Source organism: Arthrobacter sp. 001422645, from assembly GCF_059816125.1.
Genome location: NZ_JCBANT010000001.1, coordinates 22,548 through 43,878 on the forward strand (window position 1 = coordinate 22,548; position 21,331 = coordinate 43,878).

The window sequence follows — 21,331 nt, forward strand, 5'->3', positions numbered from 1 at the left end:
ATGACAGGCACCACCCCCTCCGCAGCCGCCCACCCCGTTCCGGCCGGCACCGCTCCGCTCTGGCGGGCGCCGTTCGCCGGAAAGCCCGTCGACGCGACGGTCACCGTCCCGGGATCGAAGTCCCTGACCAACCGGTACCTCGTGCTGGCGGCCCTCGCAGACGGACCCTCCAGGTTGCGTGCTCCCCTGCACTCCAGGGATTCCGCCCTCATGATTGAGGCGCTGCGGCAGCTCGGGGCCACCATCACGGAGGTTCCCGGCGACGGCGCCTTCGGTCCTGATCTGGCCGTGACGCCCATCCGGCTGGATGCCTCCGGGGCGAGGACCGGGATCGACTGCGGCCTGGCCGGGACGGTCATGCGGTTCGTGCCGCCCGTCGCGGCCCTGCGCCGGGGAGCGTCATTGTTCGACGGCGATCCGCACGCGCGCAAGCGCCCGATGGGCACCATTATCGAGGCGCTGACCGGGCTGGGCGTCGCCGTCAGCGCGCCCGACGGCGGTCCGGCGTCGTCGCTGCCGTTCGCCGTCGAGGGCACGGGCGAAGTGCGCGGCGGGCACCTCGTGATCGACGCCAGCGCCTCCTCGCAGTTTGTGTCCGCCCTGCTGCTGGCCGGAGCCCGCTTCACCGAGGGGCTCCACCTGGAACACCGCAGCAGCGAAGACTCAGGCAAGCCGGTGCCGAGCCTGGACCACATCAACATGACGGTGGCCGTGCTGCGCGGCGTCGGAGTGGCCGTGGACGATTCCCGCCCGAACCACTGGGTTGTCTCCCCCGGTCCGATCCGCGCCTTTGACCAGCGGATCGAACAGGACCTCTCCAACGCCGGGCCGTTCCTCGCTGCGGCCCTCGCCACCCGCGGGACCGTGCGGATCCCCAACTGGCCGGCGGAGACCACGCAGGTGGGTGACCTCTGGCGCGGCATCCTCGCCGCCATGGGCGCCACCGTCACACTGACGGACGGCACCCTGACCGTCACCGGCGGCCCCGACATCAAGGGCGCCGACTTCGACGAGACCAGTGAACTCGCCCCCACCGTCGCCGCCCTGTGCGCCCTCGCCACGGGACCGTCACGGCTGAGCGGCATCGCCCACCTCCGCGGCCACGAAACGGACAGGCTCGCCGCCCTCGTGGCCGAGATCAACCGGCTGGGCGGCGACACCGAGGAGACCAGCGACGGCCTCATCATCCGGCCCGCGCCGCTGCACGGCGGCGTGGTCCACAGCTATGCCGACCACCGCATGGCCACGGCCGGCGCCATCCTTGGCCTGGCCGTACCGGGCGTCGAGGTCGAGGACATTGCCACCACGGCCAAGACCATGCCGGACTTCCCGCAGCTGTGGGAGTCCATGCTGGCCCAGGGCGCACCCGCAGGGAAGGACCCGGCCGGTGGCCCGCAGCACTGATTCCTGGGACGAATCCGACGTCCGGATCCGCCCCAACAAGAAGGGCACCCGGCCCCGCACCAAGGACCGGCCCAGCTACGACGACGCCGTGACCGGGCGGATCATCACCGTTGACCGGGGACGCTACACCGCCGTCGTCGCCGAAGGCACACCCGAAGAGCGCAAGATCATCGCCGCCCGCGCCCGGGAACTGCGCCGCAACCCCGTGGTCGCCGGCGACTTCGTCTCCCTGGTGGGCGACGTCACCGGTGAACCCGACACCCTGGCCCGGCTGGTCAAGATCCAGGACCGCAAGACCCTGCTGCGGCGCAGCGCCGACGACACGGATCCGATCGAGCGCGCCGTCGTCGCCAATGCCGACACACTGGTGATTGTGGTGGCGGCCGCCAATCCGGAGCCAAGGACCGGCTTCATCGACCGGGCTCTCGTGGCCGCGTACGACGCCGGAATCGAGCCCCTGCTGCTCGTCACCAAGGCCGACGTCAAGGATCCCGCGGAACTCCTCTCCAACTACCAGCACCTGGCCTTCCCGGTGATCATCTCCAAGACGGCGGACTCCGCCGCCTCCGGCATCGATGCCCGTTCGGACGACGGACTGTCCGCCCGGCTGGACAAGGATGCCGTCTCACAGCTGCGCGGCCACCTCGACGGGAAGGTCACCGTCATGATCGGCCATTCCGGCGTCGGGAAGTCCACGATGGTTAACGCCCTGACGGGCGCCGAGCGCGCCACCGGCGGCGTCAACGCCGTCACCGGGCGCGGCCGCCACACGTCCTCCTCGGCCCTGGCGCTCAAGGTCAACGATGCGCCCTCGGGCAGCTGGATCATCGACACCCCGGGCATCCGATCCTTCGGACTGGCCCACGTGGACCCTGACCGGATCCTGCGGTCCTTCCCGGACCTCGAGCCGGGCACCGACAACTGCGAGCGGGGCTGCAAGCATGATTCCAGCGCCGTCAACTGCGGCGTGGACGCCTGGGTGGCCGCCGGCCATGCAGGCGAATCCGGCCCGGCCCGGCTCGCATCCCTCCGCCGCCTGCTGGGGACGGACCCGCGGATGGAAGCCCAGGACGTCAAGGAACTGGGCACCGTCTCGTAGCCGGCCGCGGTGCCGCCTACCGCTCCCCCGCACGCTTTGACGGTAGTTTGGAACCATGAGTCAACCCGCTTCAAGCTACAACGATGACCTGCGCCTTGCCCATGTACTGGCAGATTCCGTAGATTCCCAGACCATGAGCCGCTTCAAGGCGCTCGACCTTCGGATCGAGACGAAGCCGGACCTGACGCCGGTGACCGACGCCGACAAGTCGGCCGAGGAAGCTATCCGCGGCCAGCTGTCCCGCTCCCGTCCGCGCGACGCCGTGCTCGGCGAGGAGTTTGGCAGTTCCGGCCACGGCTCCCGCCGATGGATCATCGATCCCATTGACGGGACCAAAAACTTCGTCCGAGGCGTCCCCGTCTGGGCCACGCTGATCGCCCTCGTCGACGAAGGCGAGCCTGTGGTCGGCGTCGTAAGCGCCCCCGCGCTGGGCAAGCGCTGGTGGGCCGCCAAGGGCGCCGGGGCCTACACGGGCCGTTCGCTGGCGGCCGCCACCCGTCTGAAGGTGTCCAACATCTCCGAACTCTCGGACGCCTCGCTGTCCTACTCCAGCCTGGGCGGCTGGAAGCAGCGCGGCAACCTCGATGAGTTCCTGGGCCTGACCGAGGAAGTCTGGCGCACCCGCGCCTACGGGGACTTCTGGTCCTACTGCCTCGTGGCCGAAGGCGCCGTCGACATCGCCTGCGAGCCCGAACTGAACCTCTACGACATGGCGGCGCTGGTGCCGATCGTCACCGAGGCCGGCGGGCGCTTCACGTCCCTGGAAGGTGAGGACGGCCCCTTCGGCGGGAACGCCCTGGCCACCAACTCCATCCTGCACTCCGAGGTCCTCAAACGGCTCAACCCGGGGCTGGACGACCTGCTCTAGCAACTGTTCCCAAGGATTCCCCAACCTCCCTGCACAATTCTGTCCAAGACGGCGGCCCGACGGCGGCCTCTAGGGTAGGGCATCTTTTTGGGAGGAGAGCAGCCTTGTCTAACGCACTTCACGCCTCGAATCGTGGCACTGCCGGGACCGGCCCCATACTGCTGGTGCTCGTGGCGAAATACCGGGACCTGGGCCCGGAATCCGCCGCCGCCCTGCATAGCGCGTCCGCCCGACTTGCGCCGCACCTTGTTTCCGAGCCTGTCTCCGGTCCTGTCTCCGGTCTTGTCTCCGGTCTTGTCTCCGACGGGGCGCGCATCTCCGCATCCGTAGTCCTGTCCACCTGCAACCGGTTCGAAATCTATTGCGAGCTCCCGTCCCTGGCGGGCCTCGACGCCGCGCGCGGGGACATCCTCGATGCGGTCGTCCTCTGCTCCGGGCTGCCGATGATCCATCTGGCGGCCCTTTTCGAGGAGCTCCGGGGAGCCGCCGCCGTCGAACATCTCTTCGCCGTTGCCGCCGGCCTGGATTCGGTAGTGGTGGGTGAGCGTGAAGTCGCAGGCCAGGTCCGCCGAGCCCTCGCCGACGCACAGGCCGCCGGAACCGCCAGCGGGCGGCTGGGCAGGCTGTTCCAGGCCGCGTCCCGAACGGCCAAGGACGTGGGGGCACAGACCGCGCTCGGCAGCGCCGGCAGATCCATCGCTGCTGTTGCCCTGGACCTTGCCGCCGCCGGAACGTCGGCCGTTCTCCTCGGTACCGGTGCTTACGCCGGGTGTGTGGTGGAGCTGCTGAAAACCCGCAGATATTCCGACATCTCGGTCTTCTCCCACTCCGGCCGCGCGGATGCTTTCGTGGCAGCCCGGGGAGGCCGCGCCGTCTCCGCCCGGCAGCTGCCGGCAGCCGTTGCCGGGGCTGACCTTGTCATTGGCTGCAGCGGTTCAGGGGCCCGCATCGATGCTGCCGCCCTCGCGCGCTGGCGTGTGGGTGCGGACCGTCCGCTCACCGTCATTGACCTGGCGCCCAGCCATGATTTCGACCCGCAGGTGGCGGAACTGCCGGGAGTGGAGCTCATCACGCTGGAATCAGTCCACCTCGCTGCTCCCCCGGCCGACGCCGAAGCGCTGCGCCACGCCCGCGCCCTGGTCCGGCAGGCGGCCGTCCGCTTCGAGGAACAGGATGCGGTCCGCGCCGTGGACTCGGCCGTCGTGGCCCTGCGCGAGCACCTCCATCAGGTCCTCCGCAGCGAAATGGAACGCGTCGGCAAACAGCGTGGCCGGGTCGCCTCGGCTGACGACGTCAACCTCGCCCTCCGGCACCTGCTCCGGCGCCTGCTCCATACCCCGACGGTCCGCGCCCGGGAGCTCGCCGCCCTCGGCCGGCAAGACGACTACACCGCAGCGCTCGAGGCGCTGTTCGGCCTCAGCGTCCAGGCCGACAGCCGGAGAACCGCTGTGAGCGGGAACCCGGCCGGGCCGGCCCGTGTGCCCGCCGAAGCGACTGAAGAAACGGCGCCCGAACCAGCCGCTCCGGTCTGCGGCGGAACCCGCGGCCCGGGCGCCGGATGCCCCGGAAGCTGTTCAACCTTCCAGCTCCTGATGCGGCCGCCAGCCGGGATCGCTGCTCCCGCCGCGACCTGCCGCGCGTAACAAACAGCTTCACATTCAGCCGGCTCCTTTCCGCCGGAACGGGGAATGTCCTAGGCTCGAAGCAGGTCACGAGTGCCAGCGCGAAACCCCGGTTTGCTGGCCGGCAACCCTCCTTTCGCGGCGGGGTGCCCCGGGTGACGACCTGGCCGGTCCGGAACGGACCCGGCAAGCGCGGATCCCCGGCATGTGGGGTCCTTTTCGAGCGAGGTCCCATGACGACTGCCACCATTCCCGCCACCACCGAACGCCACGCCGCCGACGCCCAGGCCGGCCCCGAGACACGGTCCGCCATCGCCCGCCGGCCGCTGGCCGCAGTGACGGGCGCCGAGATCCAGGCGCCGCTCATCCAGGGCGGCCACATCCGCTACGCGAACCTGGACTACGGCGCCTCGGCCCCCGCGCTCTCCGTCGTTTCGGCCTACCTCAACGAAATCCTGCCGTTCTACGCCAGCGTCCACCGCGGGGCCGGCTACGCTTCCCAGATCAGCACGTCCGTTTACGAGAATGCGCGCACTATTGTCCGCGATTTCGTGGGCGGCCGCCCGGACGACGCGGTGATCTTCACCCGCAACACCACGGATTCCCTGAACCTGCTGGCCGGCTGCCTGCCCGTCGTCGACGGCGTGCACAGCGGCGACGTGCTCTACCTCGACATCGAACACCACGCCAATCTCCTGCCGTGGCAGGGCGTGCCGCACCGCAGTGTCATTGCCGCACCCACCCTCGCCGGCACGCTGGACCTCCTCCGTGGGGAACTCGCCCACGGCGGCGTCAGCCTGCTCGCCGTCACCGGCGCCTCCAACGTCACCGGTGAGGTCCTGCCGATCCGGGCACTGGCAGCCCTGGCCCACGAATACGGCGCCCGGATCGTCGTCGACGCCGCCCAGCTGGCGCCGCACCGGCGGATCGACATCGCCGCGGACGACGTCGACTACCTCGCCTTCTCCGGGCACAAGCTCTACGCACCTTTCGGCGCCGGGGTGCTGGTGGGCCGTCCGGACTGGCTCGACGCCGGCACGCCGCACCTGGCCGGCGGCGGAGCCGTGCAGGACGCCCGGATCGACACGGTCAGCTGGACCACCGGGCCCGCCCGGCACGAAGGCGGCTCGCCCAATGTCCTCGGCGCGGCCACCCTGGCCCGGGCCACCCAAGTGATCGCCGATCTTGACGTGGACCAGTGGCACGCGCACGAAAACGCCATCCGGTCCTTCCTGGTCGAGGGCCTCGCCCGGATCGACGGCGTGACCGTGCACCAGATCTTCTCGGACAGTGCTTCTTTCGACGCTCCAACAGTCGAGGGGCCGGGGGGCGGTGCTGGCACCGGCACGATCGGCGTCGTCAATTTCTCCCTCGAGGGCTACGACGCGGGCCTGGTCGCGGCGTACCTGTCGGCCGAACACGGCATCGGGCTGCGCGACGGCCGCTTCTGCGCGCACCCCCTGCTCCGGCGGCTCGGTCTGCCTTCCGGTTCGCTGCGGGCAAGCTTCGGCCTGGGTTCCCGGCTGGAGGACGCCAAGCGGCTGCTCACCGCACTCCAGCAGCTACGCCAGACCGGCCTGGGCTGGGACTATGTGGTGGACGCGGGACGCTGGGTCCCGTCCAACGACACCCGCACCTACCCGCACTGGGCACCCAACACGCCCGGCACCGCGGGCGCGGCCCCCTGCACCCTGGACTGACTCTGCGGTGAGGAGCCGCGGCCCCTGCCGCGTGCGGTAAATTCGAAAGGTACCCATCCGGACCTGCCGAAGGAGATCGCACGTGGCGCGCGGTGGCCCCAAACTGCATCAGGAACGCCGCCAGGAGCTCGGGCAGAGCTTCCGGGACGGCGGGGAACACTACGAACGCGTCCGCCCGGGCTACCCCGGCGATTCCGCCGACTGGCTGATTCCCGCCGGCGCCAAGGATGCCGCGGACCTCGGTGCCGGAACGGGCAAGTTCACGGCGCTGCTGGCCGGACGCGGCCTGCACACGGTGGCGGTGGACCCGTCCACAGACATGCTGGAGCAGCTGCGCAGGACGCTCCCGGACGTCACCGCCGTCGAGGGTACCGCGGAGCACACGGGACTTCCCGCCGGGGCTTTCGACCTCGTCACCGTCGCCCAGGCGTGGCACTGGTGCGATCCGGTCCCGGCCAGCACGGAGATCGCCAGGATCCTCCGCCCCCACGGTGTCCTGGGGCTGGTCTGGAACCAGCTGGACACCTCCGTTCCGTGGGTGCACCGGCTCTCGCGCATCATGCACGCCGGCGATGTCCACAAACCGCACTTCACTCCGCCGGTGGGCCCGGAATTCGCCGGCCTGGAGAGCCACCTCACCCGATGGGAAGATCCGGTGCGCACCGCCGACATCATGGAGCTGACAAAGTCCCGCAGCTACTACCTGGCGGCCGGCGAGGCCACCCGCGCCAAGGTGCTGGGCAACCTCGACTGGTACCTCCACGAACATCTGGGCCACGACCCCCGCGAGCTCCTCCCGCTCCCCTACCTGACACAGAGCTGGCGGGCAGTCAGGGCCTGACACCGCCGGCGCCGCCTGACGGTAGGCTTGAGGCTGTGAAGACCAGTCTGCCCTCCTCCTCGATCGAGGACTACGTCAAGGTCATCTACTCCTTCACGGAGTGGCAGGACAAGCCCATCACCTCCACGCAGCTGGCCCAGCGCCTCGGCGTCGCGAACTCCTCGGTCTCCGAGATGGTCCGCAAGCTCAAGGACCAGGGCCTGGTTGACCACCAGCCCTACAGCGCCATCACGCTGACGTCCGACGGCGTCCGGCTGGCACTGTCCATGGTGCGGCGGCACCGGCTCATTGAAACGTTCCTCGTGCGGGAGCTCGGCTACCGCTGGGACGAGGTCCACGACGAAGCCGAACTCCTGGAGCATGCCGTCTCGGACACCTTCATCGAACGGATGGCAGCGAAGCTCGGGAACCCGGCGAGGGATCCGCACGGCGATCCAATCCCGGCCGCGGATGGTTCAGTCCAGATGCCCGCGGCTCACCGGATGAGCGAACTCGATGACGGCCACACCGGCCTGATCACCCGCATCAGCGACGAAAACCCCGAGCTGCTGCGCTACCTTTCCGCCGAGGAAATCGCGCTGGACGCCGACGTCGAGGTGCTGGGCCGGAAGCCCTTCGGTGGCGCCCTGATGGTGCGCATCGGTTCCGGGACGGCCCGGCGCGAGTTCGACCTCCCCGAGGAAGTCGCCTCCGCACTCTGGGTCCACAGCGAGGCGGTCCATCCCGGCTGCAGTCTGGAGCTGCGCTGAATGCGGACTGCACTGCCGGCTGGACTGCCGGGCTGGCGGGCGTGGGCGGCGGTCGCCGTCGGCGGGCTGATCGGGACGGAACTGCGCTACGGGGCCGGGGTGGTGTTCCCCGAGACCGCGGGCAGCGTCCCCTGGACCACCCTGGTGATTAACGTCGTCGGAAGTTTTGTCCTCGCGACCCTCACCACAATCTGGATCGCACGGCCCAAGACCGCCTTCTGGCTGCGCGCCGGCCTTGGCCCCGGGCTGTTGGGCTCCTTCACGACCTTCTCCGCGGTGGTGTTCACCATTGACCAGCAGATCCGCGGCGGCTTCCATGCCAGCTGGCTGGCCTATCTTGCGCTCTCTCTGGTCCTGGGCCTCGGCGCCGCGGCCGCCGGGTGGAAGACCGGCAAAACCCTCGCGGACGTGGCCGGCGGGGCATCGTGATCACCGCCGTGCTGGTGGGAGCCTTCGGCGTCGCGGGCGCCCTGTTGCGCTTCGCCGTCGACTCCTGGTTTGCGCACCACCCGGGACGCCATCCGCACTGGCCCTGGGCGACGCTCGCGGTCAATGTCGCCGGCTCTTTCATCATCGGCGCCGCAGTGGGGCTGACAGCCCGGCTGGGGCTGGGCGCCGAATGGCAGACCGCTCTCGCGACCGGATTGGCGGGCGGCCTGACCACCTTCAGCTCCTGGACCACCGCCACCGTGCGGCTGGTGAGTGAGACGCGCTACCGCGCCGCCGTCCTCAACATCGCCGCCAACCTCACCGCAGGCCTGGCCGCGGCAGCGCTCGGGCTGGCCATCACAGCTCTGTGACGAGGGTAACCCCGGCCCCCACGGGCGGATTACGTCCCCTCCCATCCCGTATCGTTGAAGGATGATTACCCGTCGTGTTGCTGCCCAGATCCTTGATATTCCGCTGGAAATGGCCCACCGTCACGGCATCCCGCCCCGGCTCACCGACGCCGAGCTCGGCGACCTCCTGGACAACCCGCCGGCGTGGCTGGTGCAGTCCAAAGCCAACCGGACCGGCAAACGTCCGGTCTGGGTCCAGCTGACGTGCGCGGTCTGCGGGTTCTCGGAGGCGGCCCGGCCGAAGAAGTGGTGGCCGGACTTCACCTATGTGTGCTGCGCTCACCACGCCCCGTACGAGGTTCCCGGCGTCGGCTCCGGCCTGGTCCGCAGCGAGTACGAGGGCGTCGGCAGCCGCTTCGTCGGCATCGTGGACGTTGCGGTGCCCGAGGCGTAACTTAGTAGCACGGGGCCATCCCGGCCCCCTGCTGTTAGGGAGCGCCCACATGCCTGACAAAACGCCGCACCGGAGCGCGGTCAAGAAGCCCGTGAAAACCATCAAGGAAAAACGGGCCGAGAAGAAGTCCAAGAACGTCGCGGAGACGCACGCGGACCCCGTTGCCCACATCAAGAAGCGCTGATTCAGCGCCAGGGCAAAGCAAAAGGCCGGAAGCTGAGGCTTCCGGCCTTTTGTGTGTGACTTTACGGGGTGGAGCACCGTTTCCGGGGCTCCGATGGTGGAGATGGGGGGAATTGAACCCCCGTCCGATGTCGTGTTGTCAGGGCTTCTCCGGGCGCAGTTTGCGTCGGATTTTCTCGGCCCCGGCCATGCTGCAAACAGCTGGCCGATCCGGGCCCAGTCATCTAAGAGTCCCGTTCACCCCGATGACGGAGGTAAACAGCAGTGGCTATCTAAATGACGCCAGGATCCGGGGCAATAGCAACCTCGGGCTGACGGACTGTCTTACTGCTTAGGCAGCGAGAGCGAAGTCAGTGCGTTTTGATTCGGCACTTATTGGTTTGCAGACAGCGTTTACGAGATAATTCTGCATCCTCGGCCCGCTTCACCTGTCGCGACTAACATCGTCGAAACCGATCATCCCCGTATTTTTTTATCAAACCGGCCAGGTCTGCCGCTGAACCCTGGTGCAGCTGTGCTGCGGATCCTGCGCCGGACCTTCCCGGACTATCAAGCATAACGCACCCCTGCGGGAAATCATTCCCGCGGCCCGCGGCAGGTCCGTCAGCGCCGGTTCCGCTCACGCATAACGCGCAGGGCCTCGCGCTTGTCCTGCTGCTCGCGCAGGGTCTGGCGCTTGTCGTATTCCTTCTTGCCGCGGGCGACGCCGATCTCCACCTTGGCCCGGCCATCCAGGAAGTACAGCTGGAGGGGGACGATGGTGAAGCCTGATTCGCGGATCTTGTGCGAGATCTTGGTGAGCTCGTCGCGGTGCAGCAGCAATTTCCGGCGGCGGCGTGCGGCATGGTTGGTCCAGCTCCCCTGGTGGTACTCGGGGATATGGATGCCCTCCATCCACAGCTCGTCGTTGTAGAAGGTGCAGAAGCCGTCCACCATGGAGGCGTGGCCCTCGCGGAGGGACTTCACTTCCGTCCCCATGAGCGCGATCCCGGCCTCGTAGGTATCGAGGATGTGGTAGTCGTGCCGGGCCTTGCGGTTGGTGGCCACTACCTTACGGCCACTTTCTTTCGGCACGGTAGAACTCCTTGGATCGATGGGTGGGCCCTATGCCGGGGCGGCGCAGGCTCTCTCCAGTTTACGGCAGAGGAGCCGGGCTGCCGGGAGGCGTCCGCTCCGGGCTGATCAGAGCAGGTTCATGGGGTCAACGGCCCGGCCGTTGAGCCAGGTTTCGAAGTGCGAGTGGCACCCCGTGGAGTTGCCGGTGGTTCCCGAATAGGCGATCAGCTGCCCCTGGCTGACCTGCTGCCCGGCGGAGACCACCACGCTGGAGTTGTGGTAGTAAACGGTGGTCAGCGAGTTGCCCTGGACGACGCCGTGGGAGATCTTCACGTTGTTGCCGCCGCCGTCGTTGGCCCAGCCGGCAGAGAACACCGTACCGGCCGCCGCGGCGTAGACGGGCGTGCCGCAGGCGGCGGCAAAGTCGATGCCGGTGTGCATGTAGCCGCCCTGGCCGTAGAAGTCGATGGTGCCCGGCGGGGTGGCGCGCCATCCGAAGCCGGAGCTGATCGGGACGCCGTTGAACGGGTGGCGCAACCCGAAGGCTGACGGGGGTCCCGGCGGGGCGGGGACATACGGGGCCGGCTTGGCCGCAGCCTGGCCCCGGGCCCTGGCAGCCGCAGCGGCCGCGGCAGCGGCAGCCTCGGCGATGCGGCGCTGCTCGGCTTCCCAGGCTTCGCGCAGCTTGCGGTCACGTTCGACGATTTCGGCCGCGACAGCATCCTGCCGAGTCTTGACCTGGGCGAGCTGGCGCTGGATTCCCGGCTTCGCGGCCTGGAGCTCCCCCTCAAGCCGGGTGGTGTCGGCGATCAGCTTGTCCACCTGGGCCTTCTTGGCTTCCGCCTCGTCACGGGCAGCCTGTTCGCGTGCCAGCGCGGCATCGGCCTTCGCCTTGAGGTCCTTGATCTCGCCTTCCACCGCTTCGAGGCGGGCCTGCGAGTTGACGTTGGTGGCGTTCTGCTGGGTGAGTTTGTCCATCGCGGCGTTCTGGCTGCGCATCGCCTGGTCGGCGAGGTCGATGGTGTCCGTGAGGCTCCCGCCCTCGTTGGAGCCGAAGAACAACGAGAGGTTGGAGGGCACGCCGCCGGACTTGTAGGCCTGGGTGGCGATTTGTCCGATCAGCTTCCTGGTGCCGGCAATCTTCTTCTGGTCCGTCTCGAGCTGCTGGGTGATCTTGGCCTTGTTCTGCTGAGCCAGATCCACGCGAGCGGCGAGGGCCTCGGCTTCCTTGACCGCGGTGGCGACGCGGCCCTGGGCGTCCAGCAGGGCCTGCTGCGCACCGGGAAGCCTGCCCTGGTAAACGACGAGGTCCGAGGCGGTCTTGGCGATCCGGGAGTCCACGAACTCCAGGGAATGCTGGACCTTGGCGGCTTCGTCGCGGAGGGCGGCCTGCTGGTCCTCGAGGGTGTCGGCGAACGCGACCGGGGATGATGCGCCCATGCTCGCCGCCAGGACGAGCGCCAGTGTGGCGCTGACGAGGCGGCTGCGGCGGCCGGCCACGCGGAGCCGGGCCGAACCCGGGTTAGGGGCGGGCTGGTGCATCGGTGTCATGGGCATTCCCTTTTCGTTGCGCACGCTAGACCCGCAAGTATCGACGGAGGGTCAGCAGAGATGATACGCCTGCCAGCAGAACACCGAGGCCGATCAGGGCCGGCACCAGAATCAGCGTCTGACCTGCGGAGATGAAGGCGGTGTCAGGATACTGCTTGGACAGATAGCCGCCGAGGAAGAAGTGCGCCACGGCCCACAGCGTTCCCGACGCCAGCGCGGCGCCAATCACGGCGGCAATCACCCCCTCGAGGATGAACGGCAGCTGGATCACCATTTTCGACGCCCCGACGAGGCGCATGATCCCGGTTTCCCGTCGCCGGCTGAAGGCCGACAGGCGGATGGTGGTGGCGATGAGCAGGATGGCACAGACGATCATCACGCCGGCGACGCTCACGGCCACGAGGGAGGCGGCGTTCATGACGGAAAAGAGCCGTTCCAGGAGCTGGCGCTGGTCGATCACGGTTTCGACGCCGGCCTGCGACGAGAAGGTCTCGCTGATGATCTGGTACTTCTCCGGATCCTTCATGTTGATCCGGAAGGAAGCCGGGAGCTGGTCCGGCGTCACCGAGTCGACGATCGGGGAATTGGAGAACTGTTCCTTGAAGTGCTTGTAGGCGTCGTCCTTGGACTCAAACTGGAAGTCGTTGACGTACTGGGCCACCGCGGGGGAAGCCAGGACCTTCCGCAGGTTTTCCTGCTGTTCCGCGGTGACGGGGCCGGTGGCGCAGCCGGCCGCCGTCGAACCGTCACTGCAGAGGAAGATGGCAACCTGGACTTTGTCGTACCAGTAGCCCTTCATCTGGTTGATCTGCAGCTGCAGCATGCCGGCGGCGCCGACGAAGGTCAGGGACACGAACGTCACCAGGATGACGGAGACCACCATGGAAAGGTTGCGGCGCAGGCCGCTGGCGATCTCGGCGAGGATGAACTGGAGCCTCACAGCTGGTGCTCCGCTGCGGCGCGGGCTTCGGCCCTGGTGGTGACGGGTTGGGCGTCCCGCCCGCTGGCGTCGCGCAGCCGGCGTGACTGTCCCACCACCGGAATCATGGAGGTGTAGAGGGCCTTGGCCTCGTCGCGGATGATGACGCCGTTGCGGAGTTCAACAACGCGTTTGCGCATCTCGTTGACAATGTCATCGTCGTGGGTGGCCATGACCACAGTGGTGCCGTTCTGGTTGATTTTGTCCAGCACACCCATAATGCCCATGGAGGTGGTGGGGTCCAGGTTGCCGGTGGGCTCATCCGCCAGCAGGATGCCCGGGCGGTTGACGACGGCGCGGGCAATCGCCACGCGCTGCTGCTCACCACCTGAGAGTTCGTGCGGAAGGCGGTTTTCCTTGCCTTCGAGGCCGACGGTCTTGAGGACCTCCGGCACGGTCTCGCGGATGACGCTGCGGCTCTTCCCGATGACCTGCATGGCGAAGGCGACGTTGGCGAAGACGGTCTTCTGCGGCAGCAGGCGGAAGTCCTGGAACACGACGCCGATCCCGCGGCGGAGCCTGGGGACGCGCCAGCTGGAGATGTTGGCGACGTTCTGCCCGGCCACGTACACGGCGCCGGAGGAAGCGCGGTCCTCCTTGAGGACGAGGCGCAGGAAGGTCGATTTGCCGGAGCCCGAGGCCCCGACCAGGAAGGCGAATTCGCCACGGTCGATCTCAAGGTTGATCGCATCCAGCGCGGGTCGCGCCTTCTGGTCATAGACCTTGGTGACATTTTCGAAACGGATCATGGCCCTAAGTACCCTGCAGACGTGGACGGGTACGGCCCAGTTCTGCTGCCGGTGCGCGGGCTTTCTAGTGGGGGAAGTAGAGCTCCGGCTTCTCGACTATACGCACGGGCCCCGGCGGATCGGCCCGAGTGCGGGGGCGTGTCGCAGGATTAGACCGGAGGGACAGGTGTGACGCAAGAGGCGGATGGTGCTACTTGTTCGCGTTGCGGTTGTCGGTCCGCCAGCGGATGCCGGCGTCGATGAAGTCGTCGATCTCGCCGTCGAACACGGCCGAGGTGTTGCCCACCTCGTGTTCCGTGCGGAGATCCTTAACCATCTGGTACGGGTTCAGGACGTACGAGCGCATCTGGTCGCCCCAGGAGGCCTTGACGTCGCCGGCGAACGCCTTCTTCTCGGCGTCCTCCTGTTCCTTCTTCAGCAGCAGCAGCCGGGACTGCAGCACGCGCAGGGCGGCCGCACGGTTCTGCAGCTGGGACTTCTCGTTCTGCATGGACACCACCGTGCCGGTGGGGATGTGGGTCAGGCGCACGGCGGAGTCCGTGGTGTTAACGGACTGGCCTCCCGGGCCGGAGGACCGGAAGACGTCGACGCGGATCTCGTTGTCCGGGATGTCGATGGAGTCGGTCTGCTCGATCAGCGGGATGACCTCGACGGCGGCGAACGAGGTCTGGCGGCGGCCCTGGTTGTCGAAGGGACTGATCCGGACCAGCCGGTGCGTGCCGGCCTCGACGCTGAGCGTGCCGTAGGCATAGGGGGCCTTGACCTCGAACGTGGCGGACTTCAGTCCGGCTTCTTCGGCGTAGGAGGTGTCCATGATGGTGGTCGGGTAGCCGTGGCGTTCGGCCCAGCGCAGGTACATCCGCATCAGCATCTCGGCAAAGTCCGCGGCGTCCACTCCCCCGGCGCCGGCGCGGATGGTGACCACCGCTTCGCGCTCGTCGAACTCGCCGGACAGCAGGGTCACCACTTCAAGGTCTTTCAACGCCTTGCGGATCGATTCCAGTTCGGTGGCGGCCTCCCCCATGGAGTCGGCGTCGTCCTCGTCCTGGCCCAGCTCCACGAGGACTTCGAGGTCGTCGATCCGGGCCGTGAGGGAGTCCAGGCGGGCCAGCTCGGACTGGCGGTGCGAGAGCCTCGAGGTGATCACCTGGGCGGCCGCGGGGTCGTCCCACAGATTGGGTTCGCCGGCCCGTTCGCTGAGTTCGGCGATGTCTTCCTTCAGCGCCTCGACATTCGAAACGTTCTCGATCGAGGCGTAGGTGGCGCGCAGGGCGCGGATTTCTGCGGGAAAATCAATGTTTGCCATGGTTTTTTAAGCCTACGCTATCGGCGCGGGCCGCCCGGACTTGAGGCAGGGCCGGGTCCGGCCGGGTCCGGGTTGGCCGGGTCCTGGCCGGGTCCGGGTTGGGTCCGGGCCGGCGGCGGGGCTACCGGGTGAGCCGGGAACGCGCCGTCGAGCTGGCCTCGATCCTGATCCCGTCGGGAACCAGGAAGCTGACCACGGGCGGGTGCACGGCGGCACTGAGCACCACAACGGCGGTGGAACCGTCCGGGCTGCCCGTCCCTGGCCCGACGGCCAGGCCGCTGAACCGTGCGAACGCGCTGCTGCGGTCCAGGAACTCGACGGCGGCGCCGCGCACACGCGCGCCGGTCAGGACGGCGGTGGGACTGCCGCCGGCGGTTTCGAGCTGTCCGAGGGTGAAACTGTCCGCGGCCGCCACGGAAGCGCTGTCGGCCAGCGAGAGGAGCTTCTTGTGCTCGATGTAGACGCTGGAGGCAGCCGTGACAACGGTGGCCAGCAACAGGGCCAGCAGGACAAAGCCGATGATCAGCACCATCAGTTGCCCGTCCTCGGTGCGGGCTGCCGGGTTCCGCGGCGGACGCAAGGACGCCGTCACCGGAAGCGGCCCACCAGTTGCGTGGCCGAGGCGCTCAGCTGCCCCGCGTTCAGGTGGAGGGCCTCGCTGAACGGGACGAACGGCAACGGCACCGTCAGGTGCACAGTGACCGTGACCGCCGAGCCGGCAGCCATGCAGTCCGCCGGGGCGCAACTCGTCTCGACCCGGGCATTCGCCGCGGGGTGCCCGTGGTCGGCGAGCGCCACGAAAACGGCCTGCTCGGCGGCGGCCCGCCCGCCGGCGGCGTCAGGCTGGGCAACGAACACCTTTGCGGCCTGGTCCGCGGCGCCGACCACCGCGAAGGAGCCGCCCTGCAGCTGGCCCATCGTGATGATGAAGTAGACCAACGGCACCATCAGCAGGAGGGACAGGAACGTGAATTCGACGACCGCGCTCCCTTGCTCCCGCCGGTCCGTTGCGTCAGGGCTGGATGGCCGCATGCCCCTTCACCTCCAGGACGGCGCGGGGACCAATCAGCCCGATGACGGGCAACGGCGCGCGGACTGTGACCTCCAGGGTCCGGATTCCTTGGTATGTGACTTCGCCCGTGGTCACGTCCGTGGCGAACTCAGGGTTGAGCGCCACCCCGATCAGCTGCGCGGTCCGGTCCCTGGCATCCCCGGCGCCGCGGTCCGCGAGGGTGCCGTATCTGGCGCCCGAGGCCGCGGCGTCGATCAGGGTGTTCCGAACATGGAGCACCAGGGTGAGCTGGACGATGGCGAGGAAGAACAGCGTCAGCAGTCCGCCCACAAGGACGAAGTCCACCACCGCCGAACCCCGTTCGTCCGTATGGCCCCGGCAGGCGGCGGGCCGCCGCACGTGCTACTGCCCCACCTTGTCCATGGCCTGGTTGAAGAGTCCTTCCAGCGCCGGGCCGGCGAGCGCGAGGAGGGCGGCGACGAGGACGGCCGACATCAGGGTGATCATCACCCAGCCCGGCACATCGCCCCGCTCGCGGTGATCGCCGGGCCGTCCGGACTGTGGTCCAGTGGCGGCGTGCACCCGGGCCTGCCCGGGCACGAGGTTGATAGTGCAGAGCACCAGCGCCATGCGGTTCAGGATCTGTTTCACTGTTCTCCCTTTTCTCGGTGGTTCGGTGGTTCGGTGGTTTGCCTGCTGTTTCCGTGCGGTTCCCGTTCCCTATTACCCCGTGCTCTTACAACCCCATGCTGATGGCGGCCAGGCCGGGAAAGACCGCGAACACGACCGTCAGCGGCAGGACGCCGAAGACGACGGGCACCATCATGCCGATTTCCTTCTTTCCAGCCGACTCCATGAGCTCGCGCTTTGCCGTATCGCGGACGTCCTGGGCCTGGGCCCGCAGCACATCGGCGAGGGGCGTCCCCCGCTCCACTGCCACGATCAGCCCGTCCACGAAGCGGAGCAAGGGTCCGAGCTCCGTCCGTGACGAGAACTCCTGCAGCGCTTCCACGAGCGGTTTCCCGGCCCTGGTCTCCGCCAGCACGCGGGTAAAGTCTTTGGACAGCTCACCCCGGGCGCTGCGGCACACCCGGTCCAGGGCGCCCGTAGCGCTCTCACCTGCGCTGACAGCGAGCGCCATAAGCTCGGCAATGCTGGGAAACTCCGCCATCATGCGCGCCTCGCGCCTCCGGACCTGGGCGCCCAGCAGGTAATCGCGCAACATGTAGCCGCCGGCCGCGCTGCCAAGCACCAGCACAACGGCGAGAAGGGGGCTGAAACGTCCGGCTGCACCGAAAAGTACAACTGCTCCGACCGCCGCGACAAAACCGCCCGCGCCCCACAGGAGCTGTTCTGCCCGGAAATCGGCAGGCGACTTGTCGGTTCCGGCCCTTGCCAGCCGGCGGCTCAAGGCCGTGGATCCGGGGTTCAACCTCCCCAGCCACGTCACGGCATCGCCGATGACCGGCCGCAGGATCCGTTCCAGGGGTCCGAACGGCGTGATGTTTCCCGGCACCGTGCGCAGGAGCCGTGATTCCAGGTTGTGCGACTTCAACTGCGGCGCGATGCGGTCAACAAACGTGGTCGGCCGCATAAACGGCAGCCTGACCAGCAACAACCAAACACCGCTGCCAAGGATTACTCCACAGGCCACTGCGGCGGCCATGAGCGCGGTCACCGGAGCACCCTCTCGTCTTCCGGCAACGCCCCGATGCGCAGCATGACGGCATAGGAGATCAGGGAGACCGACAGGCCGCCCAGCAGGACGGCGGTGCCGACCGGGGTATTGTAGGCGGCCACTGCTTCGGGCCGGCTTGCCAGGAGCACCAGGACGATCCAGGGTGCGGCGACCGCGAGCCGGGCGGCGTTGACGGTCCAGGACTGCCGGGCTTCCAGTTCGCTTCTGGTGCGTGCACTCTCCCGGAGGAATTCCGCCAGGGTGCCCAACAGCCGGCCGAGATCCGAGCCGCCCACTTCCCTGGTCAGCCGGAGCGCCTCGACGATCCGGTCGGCCACGGGATCCGCCAGACGGTCCTTCAGCTGCGTGAGTGAGGGATCGAACTGCCCTCCCGAACGGTAGTCGGAACCGAAATCGCGGAACACGTCGCGGAGTTCCTCCGGACCCTTGTCGCCCAACTGGATGAGGGCTTCCGGCAGCGAAAGACCGGCCCGGATGGCCGAGCGCAGGTGATCGACGACGTCGGGCCAGAGTTGGCGCAGCACGGCGGCGCGCTTCCGCGCCCGCCATTTCACGATGGCCATGGGCAGCCAGCCCCCAAACAGTCCAAAACAGCCCGCGATGGGCCACGACTTGGTCACGGCGAAGAACACCAGCGTGGTGAACACGCCGACGCCGACGCAGCTCGCCAGCAGGCCGGGGCCGCTGACCTTTTCGATTCCCGCGGTCCGCAGCAGGTCCTCGAGACGGCTCCGCCGCGGGGCAGACCGGAACTTCCCGGGCCGTTCCCACGCGGACCACCAGATCAGCAGGAGGCCCGCGCCGGCGAGCATTCCGAGCATCGCCGCCATCAGCGCGGCTCCAGCAGGCGCGCGACGTCGTAGCCCGAACGGGCGAACTTTTCCGCCGACGGCATCGAGTTGGCCTTGGGTTGCAGCTGTCCGTCTGCCAGGGCGAAGACCATGGAAGACTCGATGATGCCGTTTTCCACCCGTCGGCCCAACGACAGGATCTCCGTCACCTCCCGGCGTCCGTTGGCCTGCCGGGCGCAGTGGACCACGAGATCGATGCAGGAAGCAACCGTCGGCACCACGAAGGCGCTGGAAATGTTTTCGCCCGCAAGCAAGGGGAGGGTGCAGATCTTCGTGACGGCGTCGTGGGCCGAATTCGCGTGGACCGTGCACATCCCCGGCAGGCCCGAATTCAAAGCGATCAACATGTCCAGGCTCTCAGCTTCCCGGACCTCGCCCACCACCAGCCGGTCGGGGCGCATGCGCAGTGCTTCCTTGACCAGGCGGCGCATGGGAATTTCGCCTTCGCCTTCCAGATTTGGCTGCCGGCACTGCAGTCCCACCACGTCCCGCAGCGGAAACTGCAGCTCGAAGATCTCCTCGACGGTGATGACGCGCTCGCGGGTTCCGATGCTTGCGGCCAGGCAGTTGAGCATGGTGGTTTTGCCGGCCTGGGTCGCGCCGGAGACCAGGATGTTCAGGCCGCTGGCCACGGCGGCGCCGAGGAACCGGGCAGCCTGGGACGTCAGCGTGCCCAGCTCCACGAGATGTTCGAGCCGGCTCGCCCGCACGACAAACTTGCGGATGTTGATGGCCCAGTGACGCCGCGTGACATCCGGGATCACCACATGGAGGCGGGAACCGTCGGGCAGCGCCGCATCCACGAACGGGGACGACATATCGAGGCGGCGCCCCGAACTCTTGAGCATCCGTTCCACGAGGTCCCGGACCTGTTGGTCCGTGAACGAGACCGACGTGAGCTCAGATTCACCGTTACGGGCTACGTAGACCTCGTTGGGAGCGTTGAGCCAGATTTCCTCGATGGCGGGGTCGTCGAGGAGCGGTTGCAGGGCGCCGAATCCGGCCACGGCATCGAAGACGAATCTCCGGGCGGTCTCCAGCGGACCGATGGGCGGGAGAGGCGCCAGCAGGGCCCGCTCGTCATAGTCCATGACCGCTGCTTCGACGAGGCGCCGGACTTCACCGGCCTGCCTCGAGGGGTCGAGGCCGCGCCGGCGAATCAACTCGCGGACTTCGTCCTCGACAATGCGCACAGCCTCCACGATGGCCCCCAATATGACTGCCGCCCTGTCCCTGGGCGCTGCAATTGGGTTAAAGCTAGAGGAGCCGGGGCGCGCGGGCAAGGGTGCCCGTCGCCGTATGTGGATAAGCCGCGGGCAGCGGCGCCGGCCGGGCGGCGGACGCCGCTGCCCGGAGCGCTACTTCGCCATTACCCCGGCAGTTTCGGGAACAGTGGCGTAGCCCTGCGGGTTGCTGCTCTGCCAGCGCCAGTGGTCCTCGCACATCTGCGCCAGGCTCCGGTGCGCGGACCAGCCCAGGTCGGCGAGCGCAGCCGACGGATCGGCGTAGCTGACGGCCGCGTCGCCGGGCCGGCGCGGGGCAAATTCGTAGGGCACGGCGTGGCCGGCGGCCTTGCCGAACGCCTCGATGACCTCAAGTACGGAGGAGCCGCGGCCGGTGCCGAGGTTCCAGCGGAACACCCCGGCTTTGTCGCGCAAATAGCCCAGCGCGGCCAGATGCCCGGCGGCCAGGTCCATCACGTGGATGTAGTCGCGCACCCCGGTGCCGTCCGGCGTCGGGTAGTCATTGCCGAACACCATGACCTTCTCGCGGCGCCCCACGGCCACCTGGGCCACGAAAGGCAGCAGGTTGTTGGGGATGCCGCGGGGGTCCTCGCCGATCAGGCCGGACTCGTGCGCTCCCACCGGGTTGAAGTAGCGCAGCAGCGCGATGCTCCAGCGCGGGTCTGCGGCACCCACATCGGTAAGGATGTCCTCGATCTGTTCCTTGGTGCGGCCGTACGGGTTGGTGGCGTCCAGGGGGGCCTTCTCGATGAGCGGCACTTCCTCCGAGGCGCCGTAGACGGTGGCCGAGGAGCTGAAGACCAGACGGCGGACGCCCGCCGCGTCCATGCTGTGCAGCAGGTTCAAAGTTCCCACCACGTTGTTCTGGTAGTACCAGAGCGGTTTCTCCACCGATTCCCCGACGGCCTTCAGCCCGGCGAAGTGGATCACGGCATCGAAGCCTCCCTCGGCGAAGACCGCGTCGACACCCGCGGCGTCGAGCAAATCGACCTCGCGGAAGTCCACTTTCTTGCCCGTGAGCTCCTCCACCCGGTGAAGGGATTCCTGGTTGGAGTTCATCAAGTTGTCGAGGACTACAACGTCGTGCCCCTCCTCGAGGAGACAAAGCGCCGTGTGGGATCCGATGTAGCCGGCGCCGCCGGTAACCAATACCTTCATGGGTTCCAGTCTAAGTTGCTTCGCCGT

The 21,331-nt window shown here is 68.1% G+C and carries 24 protein-coding genes, 1 other RNA gene and 1 riboswitch; of the genes, 11 read left to right on the forward strand and 14 right to left on the reverse strand.

Annotated elements, in window-relative coordinates; all coding sequences use genetic code 11:
* The 11 genes from aroA (at position 1) to AC6EUH_RS00160 (ending at position 9,700) form a co-directional block, all read left to right on the forward strand.
* Positions 1 to 1,404, forward strand: coding sequence for a 3-phosphoshikimate 1-carboxyvinyltransferase (aroA, locus tag AC6EUH_RS00110; protein ID WP_499737471.1), 1,404 nt, complete (start codon positions 1 to 3; stop codon positions 1,402 to 1,404).
* Positions 1,388 to 2,503: a ribosome small subunit-dependent GTPase A gene (rsgA, locus tag AC6EUH_RS00115; protein WP_499737472.1), complete on the forward strand. Its 1,116-nt coding sequence runs from the start codon at positions 1,388 to 1,390 to the stop codon at positions 2,501 to 2,503. Before aroA ends, rsgA begins: the two co-directional genes overlap by 17 nt.
* 55 nt (positions 2,504 to 2,558) lie before the next feature.
* A complete protein-coding gene (hisN, locus tag AC6EUH_RS00120; protein WP_056425973.1) occupies positions 2,559 to 3,371 on the forward strand; it encodes a histidinol-phosphatase in 813 nt (270 codons plus the stop codon).
* A 104-nt stretch (positions 3,372 to 3,475) separates the two neighbouring features.
* Positions 3,476 to 5,014, forward strand: coding sequence for a glutamyl-tRNA reductase (locus AC6EUH_RS00125; RefSeq protein WP_499737473.1), 1,539 nt, complete (start codon positions 3,476 to 3,478; stop codon positions 5,012 to 5,014).
* A 64-nt stretch (positions 5,015 to 5,078) separates the two neighbouring features.
* A riboswitch (SAM riboswitch) is annotated at positions 5,079 to 5,192 on the forward strand.
* Positions 5,193 to 5,226: 34 nt separating this feature from the next.
* Positions 5,227 to 6,693, forward strand: a complete 1,467-nt coding sequence (locus AC6EUH_RS00130) for an aminotransferase class V-fold PLP-dependent enzyme (RefSeq protein WP_056425971.1) — start codon at positions 5,227 to 5,229, stop codon at positions 6,691 to 6,693.
* 82 nt (positions 6,694 to 6,775) lie between these two features.
* Positions 6,776 to 7,534 carry a class I SAM-dependent methyltransferase gene (locus AC6EUH_RS00135; RefSeq protein ID WP_499737474.1) on the forward strand — a complete coding sequence of 253 codons (759 nt, stop codon included), beginning with the start codon at positions 6,776 to 6,778 and terminating at the stop codon, positions 7,532 to 7,534.
* Positions 7,535 to 7,569: 35 nt separating this feature from the next.
* Positions 7,570 to 8,283 carry a metal-dependent transcriptional regulator gene (locus AC6EUH_RS00140; protein ID WP_056425963.1) on the forward strand — a complete coding sequence of 238 codons (714 nt, stop codon included), beginning with the start codon at positions 7,570 to 7,572 and terminating at the stop codon, positions 8,281 to 8,283.
* Entirely contained in the window at positions 8,284 to 8,712 is a 429-nt protein-coding gene (locus AC6EUH_RS00145; protein WP_499737475.1) for a fluoride efflux transporter FluC, read from the forward strand. It abuts the gene before it with no gap.
* Positions 8,709 to 9,083, forward strand: coding sequence for a fluoride efflux transporter FluC (locus tag AC6EUH_RS00150; protein ID WP_056425957.1), 375 nt, complete (start codon positions 8,709 to 8,711; stop codon positions 9,081 to 9,083). The genes AC6EUH_RS00145 and AC6EUH_RS00150 overlap by 4 nt, the downstream gene beginning before the upstream one ends.
* A 61-nt stretch (positions 9,084 to 9,144) precedes the next feature.
* The gene (locus AC6EUH_RS00155; RefSeq protein WP_056425954.1) at positions 9,145 to 9,516 is read left to right on the forward strand and encodes a hypothetical protein; all 372 of its coding nucleotides are present in this window, start codon (positions 9,145 to 9,147) and stop codon (positions 9,514 to 9,516) included.
* Positions 9,517 to 9,565: 49 nt separating this feature from the next.
* Positions 9,566 to 9,700 carry a hypothetical protein gene (locus tag AC6EUH_RS00160; RefSeq protein WP_260982379.1) on the forward strand — a complete coding sequence of 45 codons (135 nt, stop codon included), beginning with the start codon at positions 9,566 to 9,568 and terminating at the stop codon, positions 9,698 to 9,700.
* Between the two features lie 94 nt (positions 9,701 to 9,794).
* Here AC6EUH_RS00160 and ssrA read toward each other — a convergent pair.
* The 14 genes from ssrA to galE all read right to left on the reverse strand — a co-directional run bounded on the left by ssrA (position 9,795) and on the right by galE (position 21,304).
* Positions 9,795 to 10,163: a transfer-messenger RNA gene (ssrA, locus tag AC6EUH_RS00165) on the reverse strand.
* Between the two features lie 139 nt (positions 10,164 to 10,302).
* Positions 10,303 to 10,773 (reverse strand): SsrA-binding protein SmpB, encoded by a 471-nt coding sequence (gene smpB / locus AC6EUH_RS00170; protein WP_024367797.1) that lies wholly within the window; start codon positions 10,771 to 10,773, stop codon positions 10,303 to 10,305.
* Positions 10,774 to 10,881: 108 nt separating this feature from the next.
* Positions 10,882 to 12,297, reverse strand: a complete 1,416-nt coding sequence (locus AC6EUH_RS00175) for a peptidoglycan DD-metalloendopeptidase family protein (protein WP_499737789.1) — start codon at positions 12,295 to 12,297, stop codon at positions 10,882 to 10,884.
* 34 nt (positions 12,298 to 12,331) lie between these two features.
* The gene (gene ftsX, locus AC6EUH_RS00180) at positions 12,332 to 13,246 is read right to left on the reverse strand and encodes a permease-like cell division protein FtsX (protein ID WP_056425951.1); all 915 of its coding nucleotides are present in this window, start codon (positions 13,244 to 13,246) and stop codon (positions 12,332 to 12,334) included.
* Positions 13,243 to 14,034: a cell division ATP-binding protein FtsE gene (ftsE, locus tag AC6EUH_RS00185; RefSeq protein ID WP_056425948.1), complete on the reverse strand. Its 792-nt coding sequence runs from the start codon at positions 14,032 to 14,034 to the stop codon at positions 13,243 to 13,245. Before ftsE ends, ftsX begins: the two co-directional genes overlap by 4 nt.
* Before the next feature lie 190 nt (positions 14,035 to 14,224).
* On the reverse strand, positions 14,225 to 15,340 hold the full coding sequence (gene prfB, locus AC6EUH_RS00190; protein ID WP_499737476.1) for a peptide chain release factor 2: 1,116 nt from the start codon (positions 15,338 to 15,340) through the stop codon (positions 14,225 to 14,227).
* A 121-nt stretch (positions 15,341 to 15,461) separates the two neighbouring features.
* Complete coding sequence (locus tag AC6EUH_RS00195; RefSeq protein WP_499737790.1) at positions 15,462 to 15,872, reverse strand: pilus assembly protein TadG-related protein; 411 nt, start codon at positions 15,870 to 15,872, stop codon at positions 15,462 to 15,464.
* 56 nt (positions 15,873 to 15,928) lie between these two features.
* The gene (locus tag AC6EUH_RS00200; protein WP_499737477.1) at positions 15,929 to 16,372 is read right to left on the reverse strand and encodes a hypothetical protein; all 444 of its coding nucleotides are present in this window, start codon (positions 16,370 to 16,372) and stop codon (positions 15,929 to 15,931) included.
* Complete coding sequence (locus AC6EUH_RS00205) at positions 16,353 to 16,697, reverse strand: TadE family protein (protein ID WP_200912988.1); 345 nt, start codon at positions 16,695 to 16,697, stop codon at positions 16,353 to 16,355. Before AC6EUH_RS00205 ends, AC6EUH_RS00200 begins: the two co-directional genes overlap by 20 nt.
* A gap of 57 nt (positions 16,698 to 16,754) precedes the next feature.
* On the reverse strand, positions 16,755 to 17,003 hold the full coding sequence (locus AC6EUH_RS00210) for a hypothetical protein (protein WP_499737478.1): 249 nt from the start codon (positions 17,001 to 17,003) through the stop codon (positions 16,755 to 16,757).
* Between the two features lie 85 nt (positions 17,004 to 17,088).
* On the reverse strand, positions 17,089 to 18,030 hold the full coding sequence (locus AC6EUH_RS00215; RefSeq protein ID WP_056425933.1) for a type II secretion system F family protein: 942 nt from the start codon (positions 18,028 to 18,030) through the stop codon (positions 17,089 to 17,091).
* The gene (locus AC6EUH_RS00220; protein WP_499737479.1) at positions 18,027 to 18,881 is read right to left on the reverse strand and encodes a type II secretion system F family protein; all 855 of its coding nucleotides are present in this window, start codon (positions 18,879 to 18,881) and stop codon (positions 18,027 to 18,029) included. The genes AC6EUH_RS00215 and AC6EUH_RS00220 overlap by 4 nt, the downstream gene beginning before the upstream one ends.
* The gene (locus AC6EUH_RS00225) at positions 18,881 to 20,104 is read right to left on the reverse strand and encodes a TadA family conjugal transfer-associated ATPase (RefSeq protein WP_499737480.1); all 1,224 of its coding nucleotides are present in this window, start codon (positions 20,102 to 20,104) and stop codon (positions 18,881 to 18,883) included. The genes AC6EUH_RS00220 and AC6EUH_RS00225 overlap by 1 nt, the downstream gene beginning before the upstream one ends.
* 156 nt (positions 20,105 to 20,260) lie before the next feature.
* Positions 20,261 to 21,304: a UDP-glucose 4-epimerase GalE gene (galE, locus tag AC6EUH_RS00230; RefSeq protein WP_499737481.1), complete on the reverse strand. Its 1,044-nt coding sequence runs from the start codon at positions 21,302 to 21,304 to the stop codon at positions 20,261 to 20,263.
* Positions 21,305 to 21,331 lie beyond the last annotated feature (27 nt).